Source organism: Jeotgalibaca sp. MA1X17-3 (genome assembly GCF_021513155.1).
In the GTDB taxonomy this organism is placed as follows: Bacteria; Bacillota; Bacilli; order Lactobacillales; family Aerococcaceae; genus Jeotgalibaca.
This window is the reverse complement of record NZ_CP090983.1, coordinates 34,375-58,115: the sequence shown is the minus strand read 5'-3', so window position 1 is coordinate 58,115 and position 23,741 is coordinate 34,375. Positions and strand designations below refer to the sequence as shown.

21 protein-coding genes and 1 pseudogene are annotated in these 23,741 nt (G+C 34.0%); 16 read left to right on the top strand and 6 right to left on the bottom strand.

Features of this window, described 5'->3' with window-relative positions:
- Positions 1 to 133: 133 nt before the first annotated feature.
- Entirely contained in the window at positions 134 to 580 is a 447-nt protein-coding gene (locus tag LZ578_RS00255; RefSeq protein ID WP_235145420.1) for a GNAT family N-acetyltransferase, read from the bottom strand.
- 131 nt (positions 581 to 711) lie between these two features.
- Between LZ578_RS00255 and LZ578_RS00250 the strand changes: the two genes are divergently transcribed.
- Positions 712 to 1,500 carry an alpha/beta hydrolase family protein gene (locus LZ578_RS00250; protein ID WP_235145419.1) on the top strand — a complete coding sequence of 263 codons (789 nt, stop codon included), beginning with the start codon at positions 712 to 714 and terminating at the stop codon, positions 1,498 to 1,500.
- Positions 1,501 to 1,613: 113 nt separating this feature from the next.
- Positions 1,614 to 1,901 (top strand): DUF488 domain-containing protein, encoded by a 288-nt coding sequence (locus LZ578_RS00245; protein WP_396326773.1) that lies wholly within the window; start codon positions 1,614 to 1,616, stop codon positions 1,899 to 1,901.
- Between the two features lie 40 nt (positions 1,902 to 1,941).
- Here the strand turns inward: LZ578_RS00245 and LZ578_RS00240 are convergent, their stop codons facing one another.
- On the bottom strand, positions 1,942 to 2,775 hold the full coding sequence (locus LZ578_RS00240) for a helix-turn-helix transcriptional regulator (RefSeq protein WP_235145418.1): 834 nt from the start codon (positions 2,773 to 2,775) through the stop codon (positions 1,942 to 1,944).
- Between the two features lie 741 nt (positions 2,776 to 3,516).
- Between LZ578_RS00240 and LZ578_RS00235 the strand changes: the two genes are divergently transcribed.
- Together LZ578_RS00235 and LZ578_RS00230 are read left to right on the top strand one after the other, a co-directional pair.
- Positions 3,517 to 5,304 (top strand): DUF4153 domain-containing protein, encoded by a 1,788-nt coding sequence (locus LZ578_RS00235; protein WP_235145417.1) that lies wholly within the window; start codon positions 3,517 to 3,519, stop codon positions 5,302 to 5,304.
- A gap of 166 nt (positions 5,305 to 5,470) precedes the next feature.
- Entirely contained in the window at positions 5,471 to 6,289 is an 819-nt protein-coding gene (locus LZ578_RS00230) for an undecaprenyl-diphosphate phosphatase (RefSeq protein ID WP_235145416.1), read from the top strand.
- Positions 6,290 to 6,367: 78 nt separating this feature from the next.
- Here the strand turns inward: LZ578_RS00230 and LZ578_RS00225 are convergent, their stop codons facing one another.
- Positions 6,368 to 7,279: an exonuclease domain-containing protein gene (locus LZ578_RS00225; protein WP_235145415.1), complete on the bottom strand. Its 912-nt coding sequence runs from the start codon at positions 7,277 to 7,279 to the stop codon at positions 6,368 to 6,370.
- Between the two features lie 247 nt (positions 7,280 to 7,526).
- Here LZ578_RS00225 and LZ578_RS00220 point away from each other — a divergent pair, with 247 nt between their 5' ends.
- From LZ578_RS00220 to LZ578_RS00210, 3 genes are read left to right on the top strand one after another with little or no spacing between them, the layout of a single operon-like run.
- A complete protein-coding gene (locus tag LZ578_RS00220; RefSeq protein ID WP_235145414.1) occupies positions 7,527 to 8,294 on the top strand; it encodes an alpha/beta hydrolase in 768 nt (255 codons plus the stop codon).
- Positions 8,287 to 8,973 carry a rhamnogalacturonan acetylesterase gene (locus tag LZ578_RS00215; RefSeq protein ID WP_235145413.1) on the top strand — a complete coding sequence of 229 codons (687 nt, stop codon included), beginning with the start codon at positions 8,287 to 8,289 and terminating at the stop codon, positions 8,971 to 8,973. Before LZ578_RS00220 ends, LZ578_RS00215 begins: the two co-directional genes overlap by 8 nt.
- Positions 8,974 to 8,989: 16 nt before the next feature.
- Positions 8,990 to 9,832 (top strand): sugar phosphate isomerase/epimerase, encoded by an 843-nt coding sequence (locus LZ578_RS00210; RefSeq protein WP_235145412.1) that lies wholly within the window; start codon positions 8,990 to 8,992, stop codon positions 9,830 to 9,832.
- Between the two features lie 54 nt (positions 9,833 to 9,886).
- Here LZ578_RS00210 and LZ578_RS00205 read toward each other — a convergent pair whose 3' ends face one another.
- Positions 9,887 to 10,774 (bottom strand): carbohydrate ABC transporter permease, encoded by an 888-nt coding sequence (locus LZ578_RS00205; protein WP_235146470.1) that lies wholly within the window; start codon positions 10,772 to 10,774, stop codon positions 9,887 to 9,889.
- Between the two features lie 498 nt (positions 10,775 to 11,272).
- Here LZ578_RS00205 and LZ578_RS00200 point away from each other — a divergent pair, with 498 nt between their 5' ends.
- The 5 genes from LZ578_RS00200 to LZ578_RS00180 all read left to right on the top strand — a co-directional run bounded on the left by LZ578_RS00200 (position 11,273) and on the right by LZ578_RS00180 (position 16,218).
- Positions 11,273 to 12,241 (top strand): ABC transporter permease, encoded by a 969-nt coding sequence (locus LZ578_RS00200; protein ID WP_396326771.1) that lies wholly within the window; start codon positions 11,273 to 11,275, stop codon positions 12,239 to 12,241.
- Positions 12,242 to 12,265: 24 nt separating this feature from the next.
- Positions 12,266 to 12,916, top strand: a complete 651-nt coding sequence (locus LZ578_RS00195) for a YesL family protein (RefSeq protein WP_235145411.1) — start codon at positions 12,266 to 12,268, stop codon at positions 12,914 to 12,916.
- The gene (locus tag LZ578_RS00190; protein ID WP_235145410.1) at positions 12,913 to 14,472 is read left to right on the top strand and encodes an extracellular solute-binding protein; all 1,560 of its coding nucleotides are present in this window, start codon (positions 12,913 to 12,915) and stop codon (positions 14,470 to 14,472) included. The genes LZ578_RS00195 and LZ578_RS00190 overlap by 4 nt, the downstream gene beginning before the upstream one ends.
- A 158-nt stretch (positions 14,473 to 14,630) precedes the next feature.
- Positions 14,631 to 15,749 (top strand): glycoside hydrolase family 105 protein, encoded by a 1,119-nt coding sequence (locus LZ578_RS00185; RefSeq protein WP_235145409.1) that lies wholly within the window; start codon positions 14,631 to 14,633, stop codon positions 15,747 to 15,749.
- Positions 15,750 to 15,804: 55 nt separating this feature from the next.
- Entirely contained in the window at positions 15,805 to 16,218 is a 414-nt protein-coding gene (locus LZ578_RS00180; RefSeq protein ID WP_235145408.1) for a hypothetical protein, read from the top strand.
- A 65-nt stretch (positions 16,219 to 16,283) separates the two neighbouring features.
- Here LZ578_RS00180 and LZ578_RS00175 read toward each other — a convergent pair whose 3' ends face one another.
- Together LZ578_RS00175 and LZ578_RS00170 are read right to left on the bottom strand one after the other, a co-directional pair.
- The gene (locus tag LZ578_RS00175) at positions 16,284 to 17,462 is read right to left on the bottom strand and encodes a helix-turn-helix transcriptional regulator (protein WP_235145407.1); all 1,179 of its coding nucleotides are present in this window, start codon (positions 17,460 to 17,462) and stop codon (positions 16,284 to 16,286) included.
- Positions 17,463 to 17,812: 350 nt separating this feature from the next.
- On the bottom strand, positions 17,813 to 18,541 hold the full coding sequence (locus LZ578_RS00170) for a cache domain-containing protein (RefSeq protein WP_235145406.1): 729 nt from the start codon (positions 18,539 to 18,541) through the stop codon (positions 17,813 to 17,815).
- A gap of 357 nt (positions 18,542 to 18,898) precedes the next feature.
- Here LZ578_RS00170 and LZ578_RS00165 point away from each other — a divergent pair, with 357 nt between their 5' ends.
- From LZ578_RS00165 to LZ578_RS00150, 4 genes and pseudogenes are all read left to right on the top strand, one after another.
- Complete coding sequence (locus LZ578_RS00165) at positions 18,899 to 20,236, top strand: glycoside hydrolase family 28 protein (RefSeq protein ID WP_235146468.1); 1,338 nt, start codon at positions 18,899 to 18,901, stop codon at positions 20,234 to 20,236.
- 31 nt (positions 20,237 to 20,267) lie between these two features.
- Positions 20,268 to 21,158, top strand: a complete 891-nt coding sequence (locus tag LZ578_RS00160) for a dienelactone hydrolase family protein (RefSeq protein ID WP_235145405.1) — start codon at positions 20,268 to 20,270, stop codon at positions 21,156 to 21,158.
- On the top strand, positions 21,155 to 22,153 hold the full coding sequence (locus LZ578_RS00155; protein ID WP_235145404.1) for a pectinesterase family protein: 999 nt from the start codon (positions 21,155 to 21,157) through the stop codon (positions 22,151 to 22,153). Before LZ578_RS00160 ends, LZ578_RS00155 begins: the two co-directional genes overlap by 4 nt.
- A 4-nt stretch (positions 22,154 to 22,157) precedes the next feature.
- Positions 22,158 to 23,731 (top strand): annotated as a pseudogene (locus LZ578_RS00150) (glycoside hydrolase family 43 protein); the annotation flags it as partial.
- Positions 23,732 to 23,741 lie beyond the last annotated feature (10 nt).

Below are 23,741 nucleotides of genomic sequence, written 5' to 3'. Positions count from 1 at the left end.
CTCTTTCTTTATTTTGATTATACTGTTTTTTGCATATGGTCGTAGTTGTGGCCACTCAAAATCATTTCAGAGGTTTTCTGAAAACCAGCTGCTTCATAAACCGAACGAGCAATTGGGTTGTTTTGATCACAATTTAGACCAATAATCGTTTCTTTTTCTCTTTTACAATATCAGGAAGAGCAGAAATTAATTTTTTAGCAATTCCTTTTCCACGATAATCTTTATGAGTGATAATAGAGTCCAAATACCATTCTCCTGCAAAAGTTTCTCGATCAGGAAAGAAAGAGACCGTTGGATCAAGTCCATACTGAACCAGCTTCTTTTGTAACGGTTTGTCTAATTGTTGTTCAAGCTCTCCTTTATAACCGAATAAGCAGCCTGCTATTTTACCTTCTTCTTCATAAACGAGGGCATTACGATAACTATAACGATACTCTTCTTCCTCCATACTTGCCACAACCAGCTCTTTTAAATCTTCTGAAGGGAGTTCTTTGAAGATAGCTAATTCCATATCTTCTAAAATTTCTTTTAGTAAATCATATAATATAGAAGAATCTTTTTTTTGTGCTTCGCGAATCATTCGTTCCATCCTCTCTTTATTAACTCTATTCTATTATAGCGTATTTCGTTTTGTATTTGTAATTCTGGACTCCTTCCTAATTATGGTAAAATAAAGCTATAAAAATAAATTTAATAAATGGAGGAATGATAGTGGCTATTTTAACAGTTAGTTATCAATCAGGAGCACTCAATAAACAGGTCACGTATCGAGCAATTATTCCAGAGACAAAAAGAAGGGGAGAAGGAAAAACGATACCTTCACTTGAACTTTATCCTACACTATATCTTTTACACGGGTATACAGGTGATCAAAATGATTGGCTAGAGTATTCTCTAATCCGTGAATTTGCAGAACGGTATGAAATCGCAGTAATCATGCCTGCTGGAGAAAACAGCTTTTATTTTGATCCCCCTATAGGACCTCGATATAGTACTTTTATTGGAAAAGAATTAGTAGAAAAAACACGAGCTCTCTTCCCTTTATCACACAAAAGAGAAGATACGTTGCTTGCAGGATTTTCTATGGGTGGGTATGGTGCCTTGCTTAATGGAATTCTTCATGCAGATACTTTTGGGTTTGTTGGGAGCTTTTCTGGAGTTGTTCTTTCGGCTTCACCAGATGTCAATGAAGGAGTTGTAAAGATTCCGATCCCGATCCTCCAAATGCTGGTAGAGAGTGGGGAATGGAAAGATTTACCTCCTCGATTGGACCTTCTACATTTGCTCGAAGATACAGAAAATAGAAAGAAACCTCCAGAGCTTTTTCTTTCAGTTGGAACAGAAGATTATCTATATAGAGAAAACAACTATCTTCATACATATCTAGAAAAAGAGAATCTATCCCACTATTATTTTGAAGGACCAGGAGAACATGATTGGTTATTTTGGAATCAAGTTCTTCCTAAGTTTTTAAATTGGTATGAAACTAGTAAATCCTAGGCATAAGAGTACATGCTACAGAAAGGATGATCTACCATGCATGCTTTAAAAATGAAAAGAGCATATGATTCCTACGAAAAAACGGATGGAGTTAGAATTCTAATTGATCGACTCTGCCAAGAGGGATAAAAAAGGAAAATGCTCATATTGATCAATGGCTGAAAGAAATTGCTCCTTCAGAGGAGCTCCGAAAATGGTTTCATCAAGAAAAAGATTTTTCGGAGTTCAAGAAGAGGTACCAAAAAGAGTTGAAGAAGAAAGAAGTTCACGAAGTAGTAGAAGAACTTCTAAAAATTTTAGAAAAAGATACAGTCACTCTGATTTATTCTGCTAAAGATGAAGTACATAATAATGCAGTGGTACTGCAGTCTTATTTACAGGATGCCAGAAGGAAAAAATAAAAAAGAGAGCCAAGACTTTTTGTCTTGGCTCTCTTCGTTATTAATCTTTAGGTGGTGTTGGAGGCATATTGCCTTGACGACGATACTGAGATGGAGTTAAATTTGATAACTCTCTGAATGTTTTAGAAAAATGAGAAGGAGACTGGAAGCCTACTAAATGAGCGATATCTGCAATAGCTATATTCGTATTGCGCAACATTTTTTGAGCTTCATCGATTCGAACATGAATTAAGTAATCAATTGGAGACATACCTACTTCTTGCTTAAAGATACGAATCAAGTAAAATTTATTAATGTGTACCAATTCTACTAAATCATCCAAAGTGATATTTTTATGATAATTTACTTTCATAAAGTTTTTCACAGTTTGAATTTCTTTGTGGTTCTTTTTATTCAAGGAATTACGAATAGAGAATTCTTCATTACGCAGTAATTGAATTAAAATGATTTCAATATAGCGTTTGATAATTTCATCTGCTCCTGCTTTTTTTGTAGCTGCTTCGTTTAGTAACAATTCCAAAAATAAAGAGGTATCTTTATCTGGATCGTCTTGCTTATGGAAGGTGAATTCATTTTCTGTTTCTCCCATTGGAGAAAATTCAAGGCCATGAATTCCTACTTCGATAATTTCTAATTGTTTATCAGGCTTTAATTCCCAGTTATATTCGACGTTTGGGTTTAAAAGTAAGATTTGGTTTTTAGAAACTTTTTCGGATGACTCTTTCAACGCGAGAGTTGCTTCCCCATTATTGATGTACATTAATTTCACATAGGGATATTTCTGAAAAGACGTAGGTTGATGAGAAGTAATAACATTTCGTTCTGCTGCAACAATTTTCAATGACAAGTTTTTTATGTTGGACATAGTATACATATGGGAACCTCCTTTTTATATAAAATATATTTTAATACGAGTTAGATAGAGAAGATACATTACTGATTGCAAAAAGCAACATTCTCAAGCTATCACTATAATATAACAAATAAATAAAATGTCCAGTAATTTGCTGTAAAAAATTAAAAATAGTTTTAAAAAAATTGCTTTTATTTTAATTTAAAATCAACACATTGTTGATTACTTATAAAAGAAAACTGTTCTATAGAGAACTTTTTAATCAATGATTCTTATAAATTATAGGAAGATGCATATTTTGGTATAAACAAATAAAGTTACAAACTTTGTTTGTTTATATATATTTCATCATAAATACCAATAATAATAAAGGTTTCTTCATATAAAACAAACATTATTCTGTAAATTGTAGAATAAAATTAGTTTTTGAAAATTAATAAAAAAATAGACAAAAAATATTAACAAAAAGATATCTACTTGCAGGTAATTATAACATCGTTCCCCATAAGTGTCACGAATAAAATGATATTTAACTAAAATAGTGGAATAAAAATTAAAAATAAAACAAAAGAACCATACATATGAAAAACAAAACATTTGTTTTTTTATCGATTTAATTATTTAACTTATATATAGTAAGCGGAAAATAAAGAAGATATTTTTTATTCACAAAATATCTTCTTTATAAATAGTAAAACAGGCAATCTCTTCCTATTCAGTATATACTTGTATTAGTAAGAAGGGAAAAAAGGAGGAGACAAAATGAAACTTTGGAATCAACTAAAAGTAAACTTTGTAGGGTTCAGTCAGTCTTTCAGACGTTTTCCGATTACAGCAATTTGGCTTATTGTTTTGGCGGTAATAAATGCTATTCAAATTGAAAATAATATCGAGTCTTATGGACGCTTTGTGTATACTTGTTTCGTTGGTGCTCTACTAGCTGTAGTTGCACAACATCTCTATGAACGTTTTTTTATTAAAGAAAGTCATCGTTGGATTTTGTTAGCAAGCTCTGTTCTCTTAGCATTGGGATACAGTTTTCTATTACCCAGTGGGGATTTTGAAAAAATTGCTTATTCCATCCGCACCTTTGTAATTTTATTTTCTTTACTGATTGCCTTTATTTGGATTCCTACCATCCGGAACCAAAAAGTATTCTTTCATCAAAGCTTCTTAGCTACAGTAAAAGCCGGAGCTATTACCGTATTGTTTGCGGGAGTTCTCACTATTGGAGTGTCCGCAATTATTGCAGCAGTGGATCGTTTGCTTTTTGCAGTAGACTGGAACTTCTTATGGCAGATTTTAAATATCGTTTGGACATTGTTTGCAACCATGTATTTTTTAACTCTATTACCTAGAAGTTTTGATAGGAAAAGAAAGCCTTTCTCAAATGAAGAGATAAAAACAGTAGCAAATCCTTTTGATATACCGCGTTTCTTTGAAGTGTTATTGAGTTACATTGTTATTCCGCTAACAGCTATCTATACAATTATTTTGTTAGTCTACGTGGTTATGAATATTGGAGGAGAGTTTTGGACGGATAACCTGTTAGAACCAATGCTTGTTTCGTACGCATTAATTGTAATAATCGTCTACTTGCTTTCTTGTAATATAGAAAATAAGATGACCCTATTTTTCCGGAAAGTGTTTCCTAAAATCATGCTTCCAATCGTTCTTTTCCAAACAGTCTCTAGCGTGTTGAAGATTCAAGAAATGGGAATAACGTATGGGAGATATTATGTGATTTTATTTGGAGTGTTTGCTACAGTGGCAGGAGTGGTCTTTAGTTTCTTGTCACCATCAAAAAACGGGTTTATTGCAATTGCTTTGTTGGTGTTAGCAGGAATCTCGATTATGCCACCTATTGATGCTTTTACAGTAGCTCGCAATAGCCAGTTGGGTATTTTGAACAAAACTCTACAAAACAATGAGATGTTACAAAATAATCAAGTGATCGTAAAAAAAGATCTTCCGATAGCAGATAAAGTTTTGATTTCTCAAAGTCTTACTTCTTTATACGATATGGATGAGTTGGATCGTGTTCCGTATCTACCAGATACCTTTGAACCCTATGGACAAGAGATGGAAACGACATTTGGTTTCCCGTATACGTATTCAACAGAACAAGATAATGGGGAATTTGGCCAATCGGTATATTTAGAGTGGGAAAGTGGAAACGTAATTCCCTTAACCGGAACAGATTATATGGTTCGCAAGTATATTTATAAATCAGATAATGAGTTTAAAGAGCCCATTTTTATTCAATCAGATTCTAATGAAAAAACGTATACGTTAACTACTGAGTTATCTGAACCATACTACACGCTTCGATTACTAGACACTGAGAAAAAAGAGCTTATCGTAGTTGATTTACAACCACTATTTGAACAAGCTTTTGAAAAATCTTCAGGGAAGTCAGAAGTTGCACAAAAGGATATGACTTGGGTAGAGGAAAATGACGTAGTAAAAATAACCATAATAGCCATGAGCCTGGATGAGTATTCAGATCAAATAAATGCAGATCTTTACATCTTTATCGATATAAAATAAAGGATATATTTCCTTGAGTAATCTATACTGGATAAAGCATTCGGTATAGACTACTCAAGGGTTTTTATTGGAATCATTAAAAAGATACTAAAAAGCCAATAAATTGTTTCTTAATAATAGAGGGTCTAGTACAATAATATTATTGATATAAGGAGGAAAGTAAAAAATGATAGAAATACTAAAAGTAATTATTTTAGGAATTGTAGAAGGAATCACGGAATGGTTGCCAATATCTAGTACCGGACATATGATTTTAGTGGAAGAATTTATCCAACTGGATGCAACTGAAGCCTTTAAAGAAATGTTTTTTGTAGTGATTCAATTGGGTGCAATTTTGGCAGTAGTCGTTCTTTACTTTCATAAACTGAATCCATTTTCTCCTAAGAAGACAAAAGAAGAGAAAAAAGAAACCATGGAAATTTGGTATAAAGTAGTCATAGGAGTACTTCCTGCAGCGGTTTTAGGGTTACTTCTTGATGACTGGTTAAATGAACACTTTTATAATTATTGGGTTGTAGCAATTATGTTAATCGTATATGGAATTCTCTTTATTGTTATTGAGAATCGTAATAAAGGAAAAGAAGGGACCATTCGAACGTTTCAAGAGTTGTCTTATCGAACGGCATTCCTAATTGGAGTTTTTCAAGTTTTAGCTCTTATTCCTGGTACTTCTCGTTCTGGTGCTACAATTATTGGTGCCATCATTATGGGAACGTCCCGTTTTATTGCAGCAGAATATTCTTTTTTCCTTTCTATTCCAGTGATGTTTGGTGCAAGTGCCCTGAAGTTAATGAAATTTGGACTCGACTTCACAGGTATGGAAGCTCTCACTCTTTTAGTAGGAATGATTGTTGCTTTTCTAGTTTCCGTTTTAGCTATTAAATTCTTAATTGGATATATTCAAAAAAATGATTTCAAACCGTTTGGTTGGTATCGAATTATCCTTGGAGCATTAGTAATCGTCTATTTTGTTTTCTTTAGCTAAACAATGAGCAGGAAGCTTGAAAATTTAAGTATAAATAGATAAAAAGAGTAAAACTCTCTATAAGAGTTTTACTCTTTTTTAAATGAATAGACTTAAGAAATCTAATTCTGATAACATCGTAAGGGGGCGTCCACTACCTTGTAATTCTCTGACTTGCATAATTTTACGACTTTCAGAAGGAGTTCCAATCTTTTTCCAGTCACTTTCGGAGACAACTAGATAAGTTGTTTCATAAGAAAGCTGTGAATCAAAATGTCCACCTGCATTCACAACCATTTGTGCAGCAGTATTTCTGTTTATTTTTTTCATTCTTCCCGTAAAGCTGACATGTTTTTTATAAAAAGGATGAGTAGGATCAATAGCAAGAGAGTTTGGTGTAAGAATGGTCGACTTCTTAGTAGAGGTCGTTTTTTTCTTGCCCTTTTTTAGGCCAAATTTATGTGAAAACAATTGCCCCATTTGATAGTCATGTTCTTCAAGGAAGCCTTTTATTTCATAATCAAAGGGCCGCAATAGTTTGCTGGCGATTTCACCACAAGCTACTGCATCATCACTTGCATTGTGATGATTTTCAATAGATAGTTGATAATAGTCCAATACACTGACTAGGCTATTGCTACGTAAATCTAACAAGCGTTTTGCCATCATGCATGTGCAAAAATATTCATTATCCATTTTAGGAAGATGATAAGCTTCGATTGATTTCTGAAGGCAGTTCATGTCAAATTGTGCAAAATGTGCAACGAGTGGTGTATCTCTGATAAATGAACGGATTTCTGGATACAGTTCATCAAACCGTTTCTCATCGTGTATATCTTCTGGGTAAATACCATGTACACGGATATTAGAAGAACTAAAAGATTGCAAGGGATTAATGAGACTATAGTAACGGTCGACTTCTTTCCCCTCTGAAAAACGACTCAATCCGATGGAACAGATACTATCTCCACGGTTATTTGCTGTTTCAAAGTCAATGGCTATATATTCCAATTACCATCCTTCTTTCTTTTCATGAAAACTAAAACTATGTTATTTCTTCTATTTATTTGATTATATAGGATTAGAGATTATTATCAACTACAAATAATCGGGTAGTTAGAACCTAATAAGAAATGAATAGGTAGATATTATTACAAAGAGATATAAAACTACTTTTTTTAAAAGAACTTGTTTAATGATTATGTACCGAATGGGAAAAAAACGCTATGTTAGAGGAGAGTATAAAAAGGGGGTATATTTGATAGACTTTTTTAAGTATGGAGAAACGATAAAAAATAAAAGAGTACCGAGCAAAAGTTTCATAGAAATGTACCCGGTTTCTGTTAATAGTAAAGAAAAATGTCCCCTTGTACTTGTAATACCTGGAGGAGGTTATAATCACTTAGCAAATCATGAAGGAGAAGGGATAGCGAAGTGGTTAAATACTCAAGGCATACAGGCAGCGGTCTTTTATTATCAATTGCAACCAGTTTGTTTACAACTTCTACTTGATCAATTAAACGACTGTATGAACTCTTTAAAGGATCAATTTCATTTAATGGGTTTAGAAATAGATCAAATAGGGATGATTGGATTTTCTGCAGGAGGTCATTTAGCTGCATTAGCAAGTACAAAAAATAAAAGGAAGCCGGATTTTCTAATACTAGGTTATCCGGTTGTTACTTTAGAAAAACCATTTACTCATGAAGGTTCTCAAACGAAAGTATTAGGTGAATTATCAAGTGATCAAGATAGACTAAAATATTCTCCTGATCAATGGGTTTCTCTTGAAACTCCACCTGTTTTTCTTTGGCATACTGCAAATGACAAAAGTGTTTCTGTAGAAAACTCATTGCTTTTTGCTCAGCAATTAAGTAAACAAAATATTCCTTTCGAATTCCATGTTTTTCCAGAAGGAAGACATGGGTTAGGGTTGGCGAGAGAAGTACCGATAGTGGCTCAATGGACGATATTATTAAAAAAATGGCTAGAAAAAATAATAGGAAAGGAGTTTGAATATGAATGAAAGAAAGCCAGTAATTTTTATTGTAGGAGATTCTACAGCAGCAACAAAACTTCCTGAAAAAAAGCCGGAAGCAGGATGGGGAGAATATCTTCATGAATATTTTAATTCGGAAATTACTATTCAAAATGATGCAATGAATGGAAGAAGCACAAAATCATTTTTAGAAGAAGGTCTTTTTTCTGAAGTAGAAAAAAAATTTCAAAGAGGCGATTACTTATTTATACAGTTTGGTCATAATGATCAGAAATTGGAGGATTCATCTCGTTACACGCAACCATTCTCTGAATATCAAGATAATTTGAAATGGATGGTTCAAGCAGCACGTGAAAAAGAAGTAGAACCGTTTATTTTCTCTTCCGTTACGAGAAGAGCTTTTGAACAATCCCAGGTAGATCAAACCAATTTAGGGGAATATCCACAAGCAGCTCTGGAACTCGCTAAAAAAATGAATATAAAAGGAATTGATATTTTTTCAAAATCTTGTTCCTTACTGAATAAATTAGGAGAAGAGCATTCACAATTGCTTTTTTTACATCTCGAACCAGAAAAAAATGTAAATTATCCAGAAGGAGTAGCGGATAATACTCATTTTAATGAGAGAGGAGCAAAAATGATTGCAGAGTTAGTTGCACAAGAATTAAAAGAACAGTCTACAAGCTTACAAAAATATATAAAATAGAAAGGAAAATACTAAAATGACAGTACCATTACAGTTAGGAATTCGTGCGCATGATTTAGGACAAGTACCAATAGAAGAATTAATAGAGAGAATGAAAAAATATGATTTTAATCATGCTCACTTTGCTATGAAAAAATCTTTTCCGGATAGTGTCCATACTATTCAAAAAATGACACCTGGAACTGCGAATTATTTTTCATCTCAATTGAATAAAGAAGGTATAAAAATTTCTATATTGGGAAGTTATGTGAATATCGTGGCAAGTGACTTAGAGGTAAGGAAAGCAGCCATTGAAGACTTTAAAAAACATATTCATTTGGCAAAAGATTTTGGTGCATCCATGGTTGCTACTGAAACAGGTTCTGTAGGAAAAGGATATACAGAAGAAAACTTCACGGAGGAAGCTTTTCAAAGAGCGGTTGTTTCTGTAAAAGAAATGGTAGCTGAAGCAGAACGTTTTGGTGTAATCGTAGCAATAGAATCTGGAATTAATCATCCAGTTTATACAGCGCCTCTAGCAAAGAGATTGATAGATGAAGTTTCTTCTCCTAATTTAAAAATCATTTTAGATTGTGCTAATTTAATGTCGGTATCCAATTATGAAAACCAAAAAGAAGTCATTGAAGAAGCGTTCCACTTATTGGATAAAGATATTATTGCTTTACACATAAAAGACTTTATTGTAGAAGATGGAAAAGTGAAGATCGTACCAGTAGGACATGGTTGGATGGATTATGAACCTATTATGAAGTATGCGAAATATGAAAAGCCACATATCTATACATCATTAGAAGCAACTACAGAACCTTATTTAGAAAAAAGTGTTGCTCTTATCAAAGAAATTTATACTCGTGTCTAACAAAAAAAGGAGAACCCCTCAGAAGGGTTCTCCTTTTTATTTAGATGGATTTTTTTAACCTTTAACAGATCCAACCATAGCCCCTTTAACAAAGTACTTTTGTACAAAAGGATAAGCAATTAGCATCGGAAGAGTAGCAATTACAATAACTGCCATCTTAACAGATTGTGCTGGAGGGACTACATCTACTACTGAAGCATCTGCATTCAGTCCACTAGAAACTAATACGATTTGACGTAAGAGTACTTGTACGGGCCATTTAGCAGAGTCGTTGATGTATAGAATAGCTGATTGATACGTGTTCCAATAGTTAACTGCGTAGAAAAGAGAAATAGTTGCAATCGATGGTAAAGAAAGCGGTAAAATAATTCTAAAGAATACACCGAAGTCTGTACAACCATCCATTTTTGCAGATTCTTCTAGACTATCCGGAATTCCTTGGAAAAAATTCCGCATGATAATCATATTATAAGCACTGATAGCTCCAGGTAGAATCAACGACCATACCGAATCAATTAAGCCTAGTTTATTAACAACTAAGAATGTAGGAATCATCCCTCCACTAAAAAGCATCGTGAAAACGACTAAGAAGTTAAAGAATCCTCGTCCATGTAAATAACGTCTAGATAGAGCATATGCCATGAATGAAGTTAAGACCATACTTATGAATGTACCAATTCCTGTTACAAAAAGAGAAATACCAATACTGCGAAAAATCGTTGGAGTTGATAAGATATAACGATAGGCATCAGTTGTAAAAGTTCTTGGTATTAGAATAAAAGTCCTGGTTGTGATTTCTCCAGGTGTTGCAAAAGAAGTTGCAAGGATATTGATGAACGGGATCAAACAAATTAGAGAAAATAGAATTAAGAAAGTTAGATTGAAAATATCAAAAGCTTTCTCACCTTTTGATGAATATTTCCATTTTTTAGAATCTTTCATGCTAACCTTTTTTCCTACTGAGTTCGTTTTACTCATATTAATACTAACCTCCATATTCAAATACTACACTACGTCTACAAGTTAGCCGAAATAAAACTTTAAAACGTTTACAGATAAATCTTAACAAGAAAGAAGGAGGACGTATATAATCACCATTACAGTAGAAGGATAAAAGAGCTAAAATATATTTTCAATAAGAGAATCCTTAAAAAAAAATTTTAAAAGAGTGATCATTTTTTTTAAAAAATAGAATTAAAAACCTAAAAAAACAATCATTGCTTCTGTGAAACCTCACGTTTGTAAGGGTGTACAAGCATTATAGTGGTTCCGCTTTCAATAGTGGGAAAATGATTATTTAAGTAATCTTCTATAATGTGTAAGATGAATGTAGCCGAAATGAAAGAAACGATTCACATTTATACTTACTCATGACTTTATATGAATAGAAATTAGGAGGAATCCGCATTGGGAAAAATGGTAAATAATGTAGCGAATTCCGTGAATATTACAGAGAACTCTGTTCCGATTCAGCGGACTGCAAAAGAAATAAAAGTACGTGCTCGTAAAAAGAAATGGGCACAGATCCAAACAAATAAGTATTTATATGTGATGTTATTACCAGGTGTTATCTACTTCCTTATATTCAAGTATCTTCCTATGGGAGGTTTGGTAATTGCATTTCAAGATTACCAACCATGGAATGGAATATTAGGTAGTCCATTTGTAGGTTTGAAACACTTTATTCGATTATTCACAGAAGATACATTCGTTCTTCTTATGAAGAATACGTTAGTGATTTTCGGATTGAACATCGTCCTATCTTTTCCGTTTCCGATAATAATAGCACTGTTCTTAAATGAGTTACGAAGTGCAAAATTGAAGAAGAGTATTCAGACAATTATTTACTTGCCTCACTTCATGTCTTGGGTAATCGTAGTTTCTATATTCTATGTATTGCTTACTACTGAAAATGGAGTAGTGAATAATATCATTATGGCTAATGGTGGTCAACGAATTTCATTCCTTACAGATCCAAACTGGTTACGACCTATTTATATTTTCCAACAAATATGGAAAGGCGCCGGATGGGGAACGATTGTTTACTTAGCTGCTATAACGAACGTGGATGAACAACTTTTTGAAGCAGCTGATATGGATGGTGCAAATCGCTTCCGTAAAATTTGGCATATTACTTTGCCAGCTATCCGACCAACCATCATTACTTTATTGATTTTGAAAATAGGAGATGTTTTAGAATTAGGTTTCGAGCATATGTTCCTATTGATGAACTCTATGAATAAAGAAGTTGCACAAATTTTTGATACCTTTGTCTATACTGCTGGTATCAAAAACGGTCAGTTAAGTTATTCTACTGCAGTTGGGCTATTTAAAGGTCTGATTGGTCTTGTTCTAGTTGTAATGGCGAATAAGTTAGCGAAGAAAATTGGAGAAGATGGCGTTTACTAAGGTTTTTGAAGTAGGAGGTTCATCATGCTTTCATTAGATAGAATTGTTAAAATCAACGATTTCATGATTGGTATTTGGAAAGTAGCCTATTTGAATGTATTATGGATAGGCTTCTCCCTTCTCGGATTAGGTATTTTCGGGGTGGGACCCGCTACCTATGCGATGATGAAATATTATGATCGTTGGTTAAGATGTGAAGAGTCATTACCGGTAGCGAAAACTTTTTGGAAGTTTTATAAAGAACGATGGAAGCAATCCGTTCTGATTAGTTGGATTGGATTGGGAATCATTTTTGTCTTAACGATTAATATTTTCAATGTAATAGAATGGTATTTGCAAGTAGGAAATGTAATGATGCTTGCTTTAACGGTAGTAGGCATGACTCATATTTATAATGTCATGGCTGCATTGAAATTCCAAACCATTCGTGAGATGGTTAGAGCCTCTTTTATGATGGGGCTCGGATATCTCCACTATACGATTATTTTATGGACAGTAGTAATAAGTTTGTATTACCTACTATCTGTCAACTTCATTAGTCTTTTATTCCTTTTTGGAATCGGATTCATAGGGTTCTGTATCTCATTTGTAGGGAAAAGAATTGTTATGGAATTTGAAGAATCCACAGAGGATAAAGAAACAAAAAATATATTATTAAAAGGAGAGTCAAAATGAAAAGAAGCAAAAGATTTGGTATGTTTACTAGTGTATTGACTGCAAGTATTTTACTGGCTGCATGTGGTGGAGACGGGGCAGGAGATACAGCAGACTCAGTTTCAAAAGGAAATAACAACACTTCGGATACATCATCCAGCGTTGTAGAAAATACAAGCACAAAAGACTCAGTATCTTGGATGGCAATGCTACATACTCCAACACCTCCAAGTGGGGAAGTAGAAAGTAAGCTAGAAGAGTATACAGGAGTAGACATTGAGTTTAACTGGGTGCCAGATGCATCTAAAGAAGAACGTATTAATGCAGCACTTGCATCTAATACATTAGCTGATATTGTTTCACTTACACAAATTTCTAATACAACGGTTCGACAGTCACTTTCTTCTGGAATGTTCTGGGATGTAGAACCGTACTTATCAGAATTTGAAAACCTATCGAATATTTCTGAAGCTACTCTAGATGCTTCTCGTATTGATGGTCATATCTATGGTGTTCCTTTCCAAAAACCAATTGCTCGTTACGCTACTTTAGTGCGTAAAGATTGGTTAGAAAATCTAGGATTAGATGTTCCTCATACAATGGATGAACTTAAAGAAGTAGCTCGCGCCTTTACGGAAGATGATCCAGACGGAAACGGTCAAGATGATACGGTAGGATTTGTTGATCGAGCTGAATCTGTTGTACTTGGTTTCCGTACGATGACTGGATTCTTCGGAGCTGATAATTATTTCCACGTAACCGAAGATGAAGAAGTGATTCCATCCTTCATGCAACCAGAATATAAGGAAGCAATGGAATGGTATCGAGATATTTATAAAAATGATTGGATGAACTCTGACTTTGCAGTTATGGCGAAAAATGATCAAAAAGATTATATTGCAACTGGTAAAGGTGGAATTGTAGTCAGTGGTGCATACGATGCTAACAACTATCTAAGTGCAACAGCTGGAACAGACCAAGAGGACATTATGGATTGGGAAATCATTAATGATATGACTTATAAAGATGTTCCTCGTCGTGTATTATCTGATACAAATGGTGGTATGGGTGGTTGGTTAGCAATACCTAAAACCAACGTTGAAACAGAAGAAGATTTAAAAGTTGTTTTACAATTTATCAATGATTTGATTGATGAAGAGCCATTCACGTTAATGACTCAAGGTGTTGAAGGAGTTCACTATGAAATTTCTGATGACGGCGTTTATAATAAGCTAGATGACACTTTATGGCAACAAGAAGTACAACCATTTGCTGGTTCTCGTCCTTCTGAATTAGTAACAACGTTTAAAGCAGCTTCTGAATTGACGAACCTTTCCAATGAGAAAATTGCAGAAAATGCTGAGTTTGCAGTAATCAACCCAGCGCAGTCTTTAAATTCTGAAACGTATACATCCGATTGGAGTACACTTGTTGAAGGAGTTGAAGATGCGTATTACAAATACATGATGGGTGAAATTGAAATGGACGGTTTTGATGCAGCAGTTGAAAAATTCCTGCAAAATGGCGGACAAAATATTATTGATGAGTATTCAGCAAGCTATAAAGAAAACAAATAATGAATTTTGTTTAAAAAAAATCCCTTTCCTGAAATCTTGGGAAGGGATTTTTTATATCCAAATGGAAATTGATTCCGCTTTCTTTTCAACGAAAATGATTATATATGGAATAAGAAAAATGTTATATGATAGGAATTATAACGTGGATGGAGGCTATTATGACAAATACTATTTCAGAAAAAGTACTGACAACTTTATTAGATAGATATCCTTTGATGCCTGATTTGAAGAAATATCATGGTAAATGGTCTTATGACTTTGGTGTGGTGCTAATGGGAGTCAAAGAAGCATATATTCAAACCGGTGATGAACGTTACTACGACTATATCAAAAAACATCTAGATTTCTATATTGGAGAAGATGGTTCGATTAAGAATTATCATTTTGAAGCCATGAATATTGATTACGTGAATAACGGAAAATTATTATTTCTTTTATTCAAAAAATCAGGAGAAGTAAAATATAAAAAAGCGTTAGATCAACTATATAATCAAATAGAAAATATGCCAAGAACCTCTGAAGGAGGCTTCTGGCACAAAAATATTTATCCCAATCAAATGTGGTTAGATGGATTATATATGGGGTCACCATTTTATGCAGAATATTTACTAACATTCAAAGATGGAGAAGGATTGGAAGATGTTATCCAACAATTTAAAATCTGTTTCAAACAAACCTCAGATGAAGAAACAGGTCTTTTATACCATGCTTGGGATGAGAAGAAAGAACAAGATTGGTGTGATCCAGAAACAGGACTTTCTAAGAACTTCTGGGGCAGATCAATGGGCTGGTATGTGATGGCATTAGCTGATGTAATTGGCTTACTGTCTGATAAACATGAATATCGAACAGAATTAGTTGAACAACTACGTCACTGTATGGAAGCTTTGAAAAAAGTACAAGATTCCGAATCAAAAGTTTGGTATCAAGTCCTTGATAAAGGAACTGAACGAGGAAATTATCTAGAGGCGTCCGCTTCGAGTATGATTGTTTATGCAGCTGCAAAAGCTTATCGACTAGGAGTCTTGGATGAGTCATGGAAAACTTTCGTATTGGAAAGTTATGAAGGAGTCCTAGAAGAATTTGTTTTTTACACAAAAGAAGATTGGGTAAATCTTGTTCGTAACTGCGAAGTAGCAGGATTAGGCGGAGATGATAATCGAGATGGAACTTTTGTATACTACATAAGTGAGCCGATTTGTACAAATGATTTTAAAGGGTATGGTTCGTTTTTACAGGCCGCTTTACAAGTAGAACAAATAAAAAAAGTTAAATAAACTCTATAGTATTAGGATGTAGCTACAGAAGACGATTTTGAAAAGAGGGAATACAATGAATCGCAAATGGGAAAAAGGAATAGGAATTACGGGTGCACTTTTAGTAGTTATTTTCCTAGGAGGCTTTGCAGTAACCATTAATCAAATAAATATGGCTGATTTTCAAGATACGATTGTTCCTATATTTAAAGATGTTATTCCTAATATAGAAACGGCTGAAGGTCTGGAGAGTATGAAGACATTGGGTGCTTGGTTTAGTGTGACTGTTTTTTTAACTATAATTATGGTAGCACTAGGAACTTTATTTGTAACTAGAAATAAATATCCGAAGAGAGCCGCAATTTTTTATGGATTAGCTGGGTTGGTAGTTCTTATTGGGAGTCAACTAATTGCCTTTCCTCTTGCATTCATTTTCTTTGTTGTTGCAGGTTTATGTATGTGGAGACAACCCGGACAGCAAATGGAATAGTTCCTTTTCTAATAAAAATAGGACAAAGAGTCTCGTTTATAGAGTCTCTTTGTCCTATTTTAAAATTAAAGAGGAGTATGCATTTTTCGATATTCTCCAGGAGTCATGTTTTCCTTCTTTTTAAAGGAACGAATAAAGTTTTGTGGATTGCGATATTGGAGTTTTTGGGAAATGACTTTGATAGTTACATCTGTTTCTCTCAACCATTTCTTTGCGATATCAAATCGAAAACCAGTCAGATAATCACTAAAGGTTATTCCAGCTTCTTTTTTAAAGATATTGCTTAAATAGTTGGGATTATAGTGTAAACGATCTCCAATTAATTCTAAGGAAATATCTTCCATATATTCACTTTCAATAATCTCGATGATTTGTTCTGATAAACCTTTAAACTGTTGAGAAGTTTTCTCGCTCATCTCTTCAACTAAGGGAAGAATCAAATCTTTAATAAGTGTAAATTCCAATTCACTAGGATTATGTGTGTTCAATATAATTCCGTATAACTCTACACCTTGTTCTTCCGTTAAGAATTCTGATTTCATGGACTGTGATAATTGAATCAAGTTCAAAACAAAACGTAAGAGTGCTACTTGAACGTTAATGGGATTATTGCTAGACATAAAAATTTTTTCTAAGAATATTGGTGCAATGTCATTAGCTTTATCTACCTCGCCCAGGCGTATAGATTGGAATAGATTATTTTCTAATTCTTCTGGATATTGTGAAATTTCTGGTACTGCCAAAAGTTCTTCTACTTCATGATAAAAAATAACAGCCTGCTTTCCTAAAATAAGGTGATAGGTTAAGGCTTCTTTTCCTTTATCTAGATTTTCTTTAGATTCTAATAATTGATCATAAAAGGGAGAAAAAGAAATACTTACAGATATTTTCATATAATCTTTTAACGTTTTAATAATGGTACGAGCATATTCTGAAGCTACCTTTTTACTTTGTTCAAAAGTATCTTCTTTAAAAATAAGCATCGTTACTTGTATTTCATCGTTTAGAACAATGGGGGTAAGTCGTAATTCAGTTGGAATTAACTCCTTTACCATTTCATTTATTCCAAAAAGAAAGATATCTTTATTTTTTATTTCTCGATCACCATAGTCATCAAGCTGAATAAGCATAAGAGCATAGGTTTGTTTATTCTCTAAAGGATATTGGTATAACTTCATTTTATTTTCTAATTCTGATTTAATAATACGATTACGGTACAGATTGAGCATAAATTGTTTTTTCAATTCTGGTTCATCGCGTTCATAAAGATTTTCTAAGGATTTTTTCTCTGTAACAATGGTGTTGATACTTTCAGAAATAAATTCCCAGTCATTTTCTTTTTTATCTTTGGAAGGATTATAATTTAAACTGTTTTTTAGTTTTTCAATTGGCTTTGTAAATCGAGATGCTAAGAAGTAAGAACCTCCTACAGAGGTAAAAATTAAAATAATAGCTAGTAAAGAAAGTCCATATTTAGATATAGATAAAGCAGAGTCAATCTCCTGATGGTCTAAAAAAGTGACATAAATCCATTGATTATAGTCAGATTTTGTAAAAATAAAATTAGATTCTTTATTTTGATTATCTATATTTTTTATGATCCCTGTATTTTTTTTTCTGCTTGTATTTTAAGTTCTGATATAAACTCTTCGTTCATATGAGGGACTTCATTGCTGATATTCGCTGAATAAATTATTTCATCATTTCTATTAATGATATAAAAAGGAGTAGTGGCACTACTTACTTCTAGTAAAGAATAAATACTTTGATTTGGTATTTCAGCCATTCCTATTGCTGATTTATGGGTTGAGAAAATAGGTAGTAAGCTAACAGATACAATACTATCTTCACCTTTTACCCAATAAAGGTTTTCTGTCCTTTCCTCCACGTAGTAGTCTTTAAACTGCTCTACTTCTTCTTCGGTCAATTGTTGGAGTGAGCCTTCACGTATTCGCCATTGTCCATCTAGACTGGTCATGGAGTAGTTTGTTCCTGGTAGACTGAAAATCGAAAAATAATTTAACTGTGAATTAATTTCTCTATATTGTTTGAAATCTCTGGTTTGTAAGGGTTTTTTTACCATTTCTAAAAAAGAAGGAGTTGTACTATATGCATTAAACGATTTTTCAATCGTTTGGATTTCTCTTTCAAAAGTATTTTTTATTTGGTTTGTTGAAGTGATTTTACTATTTGTAATGTTTTCCATGACAGAATCTTTTGTAGAAAGAAAAATATAAGAGATGAAAGAAATAATTAAAAAAATACTCACAAGTGAAAATGTTACAAAAATATTTGTAAAAGAACTACCGTGTCTTTTTTTCAATTTTTTCAGACCTCCTTCGAATAAATTAGTTCAGTGGTTAACACTTTTCTTTATTATTATAACGATGATACATAAAAATTGAAAGAGCAGCAATGATAGCGTTTTAATGTTTGCTTTATGTGAATTTTATTTATGTAGTTATATAGGTGTTTTTTATTCTTTTTATAATCATTAGCTTAGAAGTAATCATTATCTTTGCATATGTAGAATAAGCCTAATTAGGCATCTTAAAGAGTATGCTATCAACAAAGGATTATATACGGAACCCTTTTATTTGCCTACTATGAAAGGGGTAACAACATTAATGAGTCAGGCAACTGATTAATAAAACAATAAGGAGAATGTTTATTTATGGCTATATTCAATGTGGTTGATTATGGTGCTGTTGGTGATGGAAAGACCATTGTAACGGATCAATTTAATGAAGCGATTGCAGCAGTGAAACAAGCAGGTGGCGGAACGGTCTATGTTCCATCAGGAATTTTTCGTGTTAGTTCTCTACGATTAGAAAGTAACATGGAACTTCATGTGAGCCCGGGAGCTACTTTATCCTTTATAACCGAACAAGAATCTTATCCCGTTGTATTCTCCCGCTGGGAAGGATGGACACAAGATGTTTATCAATCCTGTTTGTATGCGGAAGATGCTGAGAATATTATTGTGAGTGGAGGCGGAGTGCTAGATGGAAATGGTCAAGATTGGTGGGATTTATTCCGCAATCACCGTGAAGATTTGAAATATCCACGTCCAAAATTAATTAGCTTCCAAAATTCTAAACGGATTACTATCAAAGATGTTCAACTACGTAACTCTCCAAGCTGGACGATTAATCCGATTCTCAGTTATGACATCACTGTAGACAATGTGTCTATTTTAAATCCAGCAGATTCTCCAAACACAGACGGAATCAATCCTGAATCGTGTTCAAATGTTCGAATTTCAAATTGTAACCTTGACGTTGGTGATGATTGTATCGCGATAAAAGCTGGAACAGAAGATGCTAGAGAATTAGTTCCTTGCGAAAACATCACGATTACTAATTGTACCATGATTCATGGACATGGTGGAGTAGTTATTGGAAGTGAAATGAGTGGAGACATTCGCAACGTGACTATTTCCAATTGCGTATTCAAGCAAACAGATCGAGGTATTAGACTGAAAACTCGTCGTGGAAGAGGCGGAGTAGTTGAAGATATACGTATTGATAATATTGTGATGGATGAAGTGATTTGTCCATTCATCCTTAATCTCTACTATTTCTGTGGACCACGTGGAAAAGAAAAATACGTTTGGGATAAGAATCCGTACCCAGTTACAAAAGAAACTCCAGGATTCCGCAGAATTCATTTTAATAATATTACAGCTCGAAATGTACAGGGAGCTGCTGGTTTCATTTATGGTTTGGCTGAAAATTATATAAGTGATATTACCTTTAACAATATCGATATTCATATGGCTGAGGGAGCTGAACCAGGAGAAGTTGCGATGATGACTGGATTAGAGCATATGAACAATCGTGGTTTCTATATCGGAAATGGCGAAAATATTCTCTTGAATCATGTTTCTGTAGAAAATCATGAAGGTCCAATGATTTATTTAGAAAACTGTCGAAATGTAGTCACAGAGAAATGTGTATCAAAAGGTACAAAGAAAACTGAATTATTAGTAGAAGAAAAAGAAATTAACTTCGCTTAATAAAATAAATATGGGAAGAGGAGACGGAAATATGGTGAAGGATCAACTATGGTCGCTTCTGGGAGATTTACCCCTAAATCCATCCCTGGATGCAATAAAACTTTCAGAAGTAGTTCATGATGGATATTTACTTGAAACGTGGTCATTAGACTTAAATGGTGAAGAGCGTGTTCCAGCATATTTTGCTAAGCCGTTAAAAGGAAAAGGTCCTTTTCCACTTGTGTTGGTGAATCATTCTCATGGTGGAATGTACGATCGTGGAAAGACAGAAATGATTGATCCTTCTCATTATCTTCAGTCTCCCTCTTATGCAAAAACATTAACAGATATGGGATATGTGGCTGCCTGTATTGATATGTGGAGTTTTGGGGAACGCTCTGGTCGTAAAGAAAGTGAACTTGTTAAAGGAATGTTGTGGAAAGGACAAGTTGTTTGGGGAATGATGCTCTTTGATAATATGCGCTTTTTAGATATTTTATTGGAACGAGAAGATGTCGATCCTAAACGAGTTGCTACGATTGGTATGTCAATGGGTGCGATGCAATCTTGGTGGCTAGCAGCATTGGATCAACGGATAAAAGTAATTGTTGATATAGGTGGACAAGTAGATGCTGAGACACTTATGAAGAATGGACGTTTAGATAAACATGGATTTTATTCTTATGTTCCGGGTTTTTTAAAATATTTTAGTACGTTTGATGTTCAAAAACGAATTTCTCCAAGAAAACGTTTAACCTTGGTTGGAGATCACGATGGAAATTGTCCTTTGGAAGGTGTCCAGTTGTTGGATGAGAAATTAAAAAAGGTGTATGATGAAGCTGGCGTTCCAGAAAACTGGAAAACAGTTATTAGTGGTTGTGGACATTTGGAAAACTCAGAAATGCGCTGGCATTGGACTAATTTCCTAGCAGAGCACTTATGAATAATATTAAACAAGAGAAACTACTAGTCGGTAATTTTCCCTATTGTGATTTTTCTACAATAAAAGAAGCAGTTGATTTTTCGGAGAAACAAGAAAAGCAAGTTCCATGTACCATTACTATTTTGGAAGGAGTATATGAGGAACGAGTCGTTATCAAACGTTCGAATTTGACTCTAAAAGGAATGGGCAATGTTGTATTGACAAATGCTCTAGGTGCAAGAGAAAAAGATGAAAATGGTTTAGAATTGGGAACATTTCGGACGGCTACGCTTTTTGTAGGTGGGATTCAAAATATGATAGAGAATCTTACTGTTGAGAATACAGCTGGGTGTGGAGAAATAGCAGGGCAAGCTCTTGCTGTTTATGCGGATTGTGATGAGAGCGTATTCAAAAAATGCCGATTCCTAGGGTATCAAGATACACTCTTTACGGGACCTCTTCCTCCTAAACAAAAAGATGGGACCGATTTCTTTTCACCGGAACATAAAAACCTTAAAAATAAATATCGTCAATATTATGTAGATTGTGTAATTGCTGGTTCAATTGATTTTATTTTTGGAGGAGCTACAGCAATTTTTCAACGTTGTGAGATTCGCAGTCGAAAAGAAAAAATCCGAAGTGGTGGTTATATTACGGCAGCAAGTACACCAAAAGAAAGTAAAATTGGCTTTATCTTCCAACATTGTTGGTTGACAGCCGAGGAAGGTGTAGAGCAAGTTTACTTAGGTAGACCTTGGCGACCATATGCAAAAACCTACTTTGTAGATTGTGAGTATGGTCAACATATTCATCCAGAAGGATGGAACGACTGGTCCAATGAAAAGAATAGACAAACAGTTGATTATCGCGAATATTTTAGAAATGAAAACGGTTATAGTGAAGGTAGTGAACGCGCTTCTTGGAGTAAACAGTTTATACAAGAAGCAGATTCAAAAGAATGGTTTGCTATCTTTGAAAATCAATTTTTCAAAAATGCGAGTAGAAATGAGGGATAGATGAATGCAAAAGAAAATAAAAAATCCTATCTTACCTGGTTTTAATCCTGACCCGTGCATATTGAGAGTAGAAGATACTTATTATATCGCTGTATCTTCTTTTGAATGGCTCCCGGGAGTACGTGTTTATGAGTCAACGGACTTAGTGAATTGGGACTACTGTACTGATATTTTAACTAACCAAGTTCACCTACAAGGTAATCCTATTAACTGCAGTATTTGGGCTCCACAATTAAGTTATTCCGATGGAGAATTTCATCTTCTGTATACCGATGTGAAAAGTTCTCAGCGACCATTTAAAGATTGTCACAATTATTTGATTTCCTCTTCTAGTATAAAAGGGCCTTGGTCTGAACCGATTTATTTAAACAGTAGTGGCTTTGACCCTTCTCTTTTTCATGATAAAGATGGCAGAAAATGGATATCAAATGCATTATGGGATTATCGAATGGATACGCCTAACAAATCTTCAGGGATTGTGATTCAAGAATATTCACCAACTGAAAAACGTTTGATTGGAGAACCAAAGAAAATTTTTGATTGCACGGATTTAGGTAAAACAGAAGCTCCTCATCTATACCAAAAGGATGGTTTCTATTATCTAATGTTGGCAGAAGGGGGAACAGGTTCTGGTCATTCCGTAACAATGGCACGCTCCAAAAACGTGCTTGGACCTTATGAAGTAGATCCTCATTATCCAATGATGACTTCTAGTCAAAATCCAGAAGCAGGGCTACAATGTGCTGGACATGCCAGCTTGTTGGAAACTCCTGAAGGAGAATGGTATATCGTTCATTTAGCAACTCGTCCTTTGAAAGATCAATTTGCTATCTTAGGCAGAGAAACGGCTTTACAAAAAGTCTACTGGGATGAACAAGGATGGTTGCGATTAGATCACAAAGGGACTGTTCCTGCAATGGAAGTTCCTGTTCCGAAAGGGTTTATAGGAGAAATAAAAAACAAACAAACAGATTTCCATGACGATTTTAATTCTGCAACACTAAAATCAAATTGGAATAGTTTGCGGATGATGGTGGATGAACAGTGGTGCTCCTTAAAAGATAGAAAAGGATATTTGAGACTCTATGGTGGTGAATCCCCACATAGTCTGTTTCGTCATCACCTCATTGAATTCGTCAAACTGACTTTCATTTCCGAGCAGAAACAGCTATTGAATTCACACCGACCAATTTCTTACAGATGGCAGGTTTACTATTATTCTTAAACCCAGAAAATTATATATACGTTTATATTACTTTTGAAGAAAATAGTCGTGTGTTGCGAGTTATGAATTGTAAGAATGGAACGCACTCATTGACAGATGTCAAGATAGATATTCCAGTTGAAAAAGGACTACCGATCCAGCTTGCAGTGAATGTAAATCATGAAAAATCTGAATTTTATTATCGCTTTTCAAATCAAGAACAATGGAAACTAGTTCATGAAGAAAAAGATATTACATTCTTATCGGGTGGATTCACCGGTAATTTTATTGGAATTGCTTGTCATGATATGAATCAATATAAAGGTAGCCATGCTGATTTTGAGTATTTTTGTTATGAAGGAAAAGATTATTTAAAAAAAGGAG

What these genes read in the sequence shown, in the direction of transcription:
- LZ578_RS00255 (WP_235145420.1), bottom strand. Translation starts at nt 580, where the DNA reads ATGATTCGCGAAGCACAAAAAAAAGATTCTTCTATATTATATGATTTA.
- LZ578_RS00240 (WP_235145418.1), bottom strand. Translation starts at nt 2,775, where the DNA reads ATGTATACTATGTCCAACATAAAAAACTTGTCATTGAAAATTGTTGCA.
- LZ578_RS00235 (WP_235145417.1), top strand. Translation starts at nt 3,517, where the DNA reads ATGAAACTTTGGAATCAACTAAAAGTAAACTTTGTAGGGTTCAGTCAG.
- LZ578_RS00230 (WP_235145416.1), top strand. Translation starts at nt 5,471, where the DNA reads ATGATAGAAATACTAAAAGTAATTATTTTAGGAATTGTAGAAGGAATC.
- LZ578_RS00215 (WP_235145413.1), top strand. Translation starts at nt 8,287, where the DNA reads ATGAATGAAAGAAAGCCAGTAATTTTTATTGTAGGAGATTCTACAGCA.
- LZ578_RS00210 (WP_235145412.1), top strand. Translation starts at nt 8,990, where the DNA reads ATGACAGTACCATTACAGTTAGGAATTCGTGCGCATGATTTAGGACAA.
- LZ578_RS00205 (WP_235146470.1), bottom strand. Translation starts at nt 10,774, where the DNA reads ATGAAAGATTCTAAAAAATGGAAATATTCATCAAAAGGTGAGAAAGCT.
- LZ578_RS00195 (WP_235145411.1), top strand. Translation starts at nt 12,266, where the DNA reads ATGCTTTCATTAGATAGAATTGTTAAAATCAACGATTTCATGATTGGT.
- LZ578_RS00190 (WP_235145410.1), top strand. Translation starts at nt 12,913, where the DNA reads ATGAAAAGAAGCAAAAGATTTGGTATGTTTACTAGTGTATTGACTGCA.
- LZ578_RS00185 (WP_235145409.1), top strand. Translation starts at nt 14,631, where the DNA reads ATGACAAATACTATTTCAGAAAAAGTACTGACAACTTTATTAGATAGA.
- LZ578_RS00180 (WP_235145408.1), top strand. Translation starts at nt 15,805, where the DNA reads ATGAATCGCAAATGGGAAAAAGGAATAGGAATTACGGGTGCACTTTTA.
- LZ578_RS00160 (WP_235145405.1), top strand. Translation starts at nt 20,268, where the DNA reads ATGGTGAAGGATCAACTATGGTCGCTTCTGGGAGATTTACCCCTAAAT.
- LZ578_RS00155 (WP_235145404.1), top strand. Translation starts at nt 21,155, where the DNA reads ATGAATAATATTAAACAAGAGAAACTACTAGTCGGTAATTTTCCCTAT.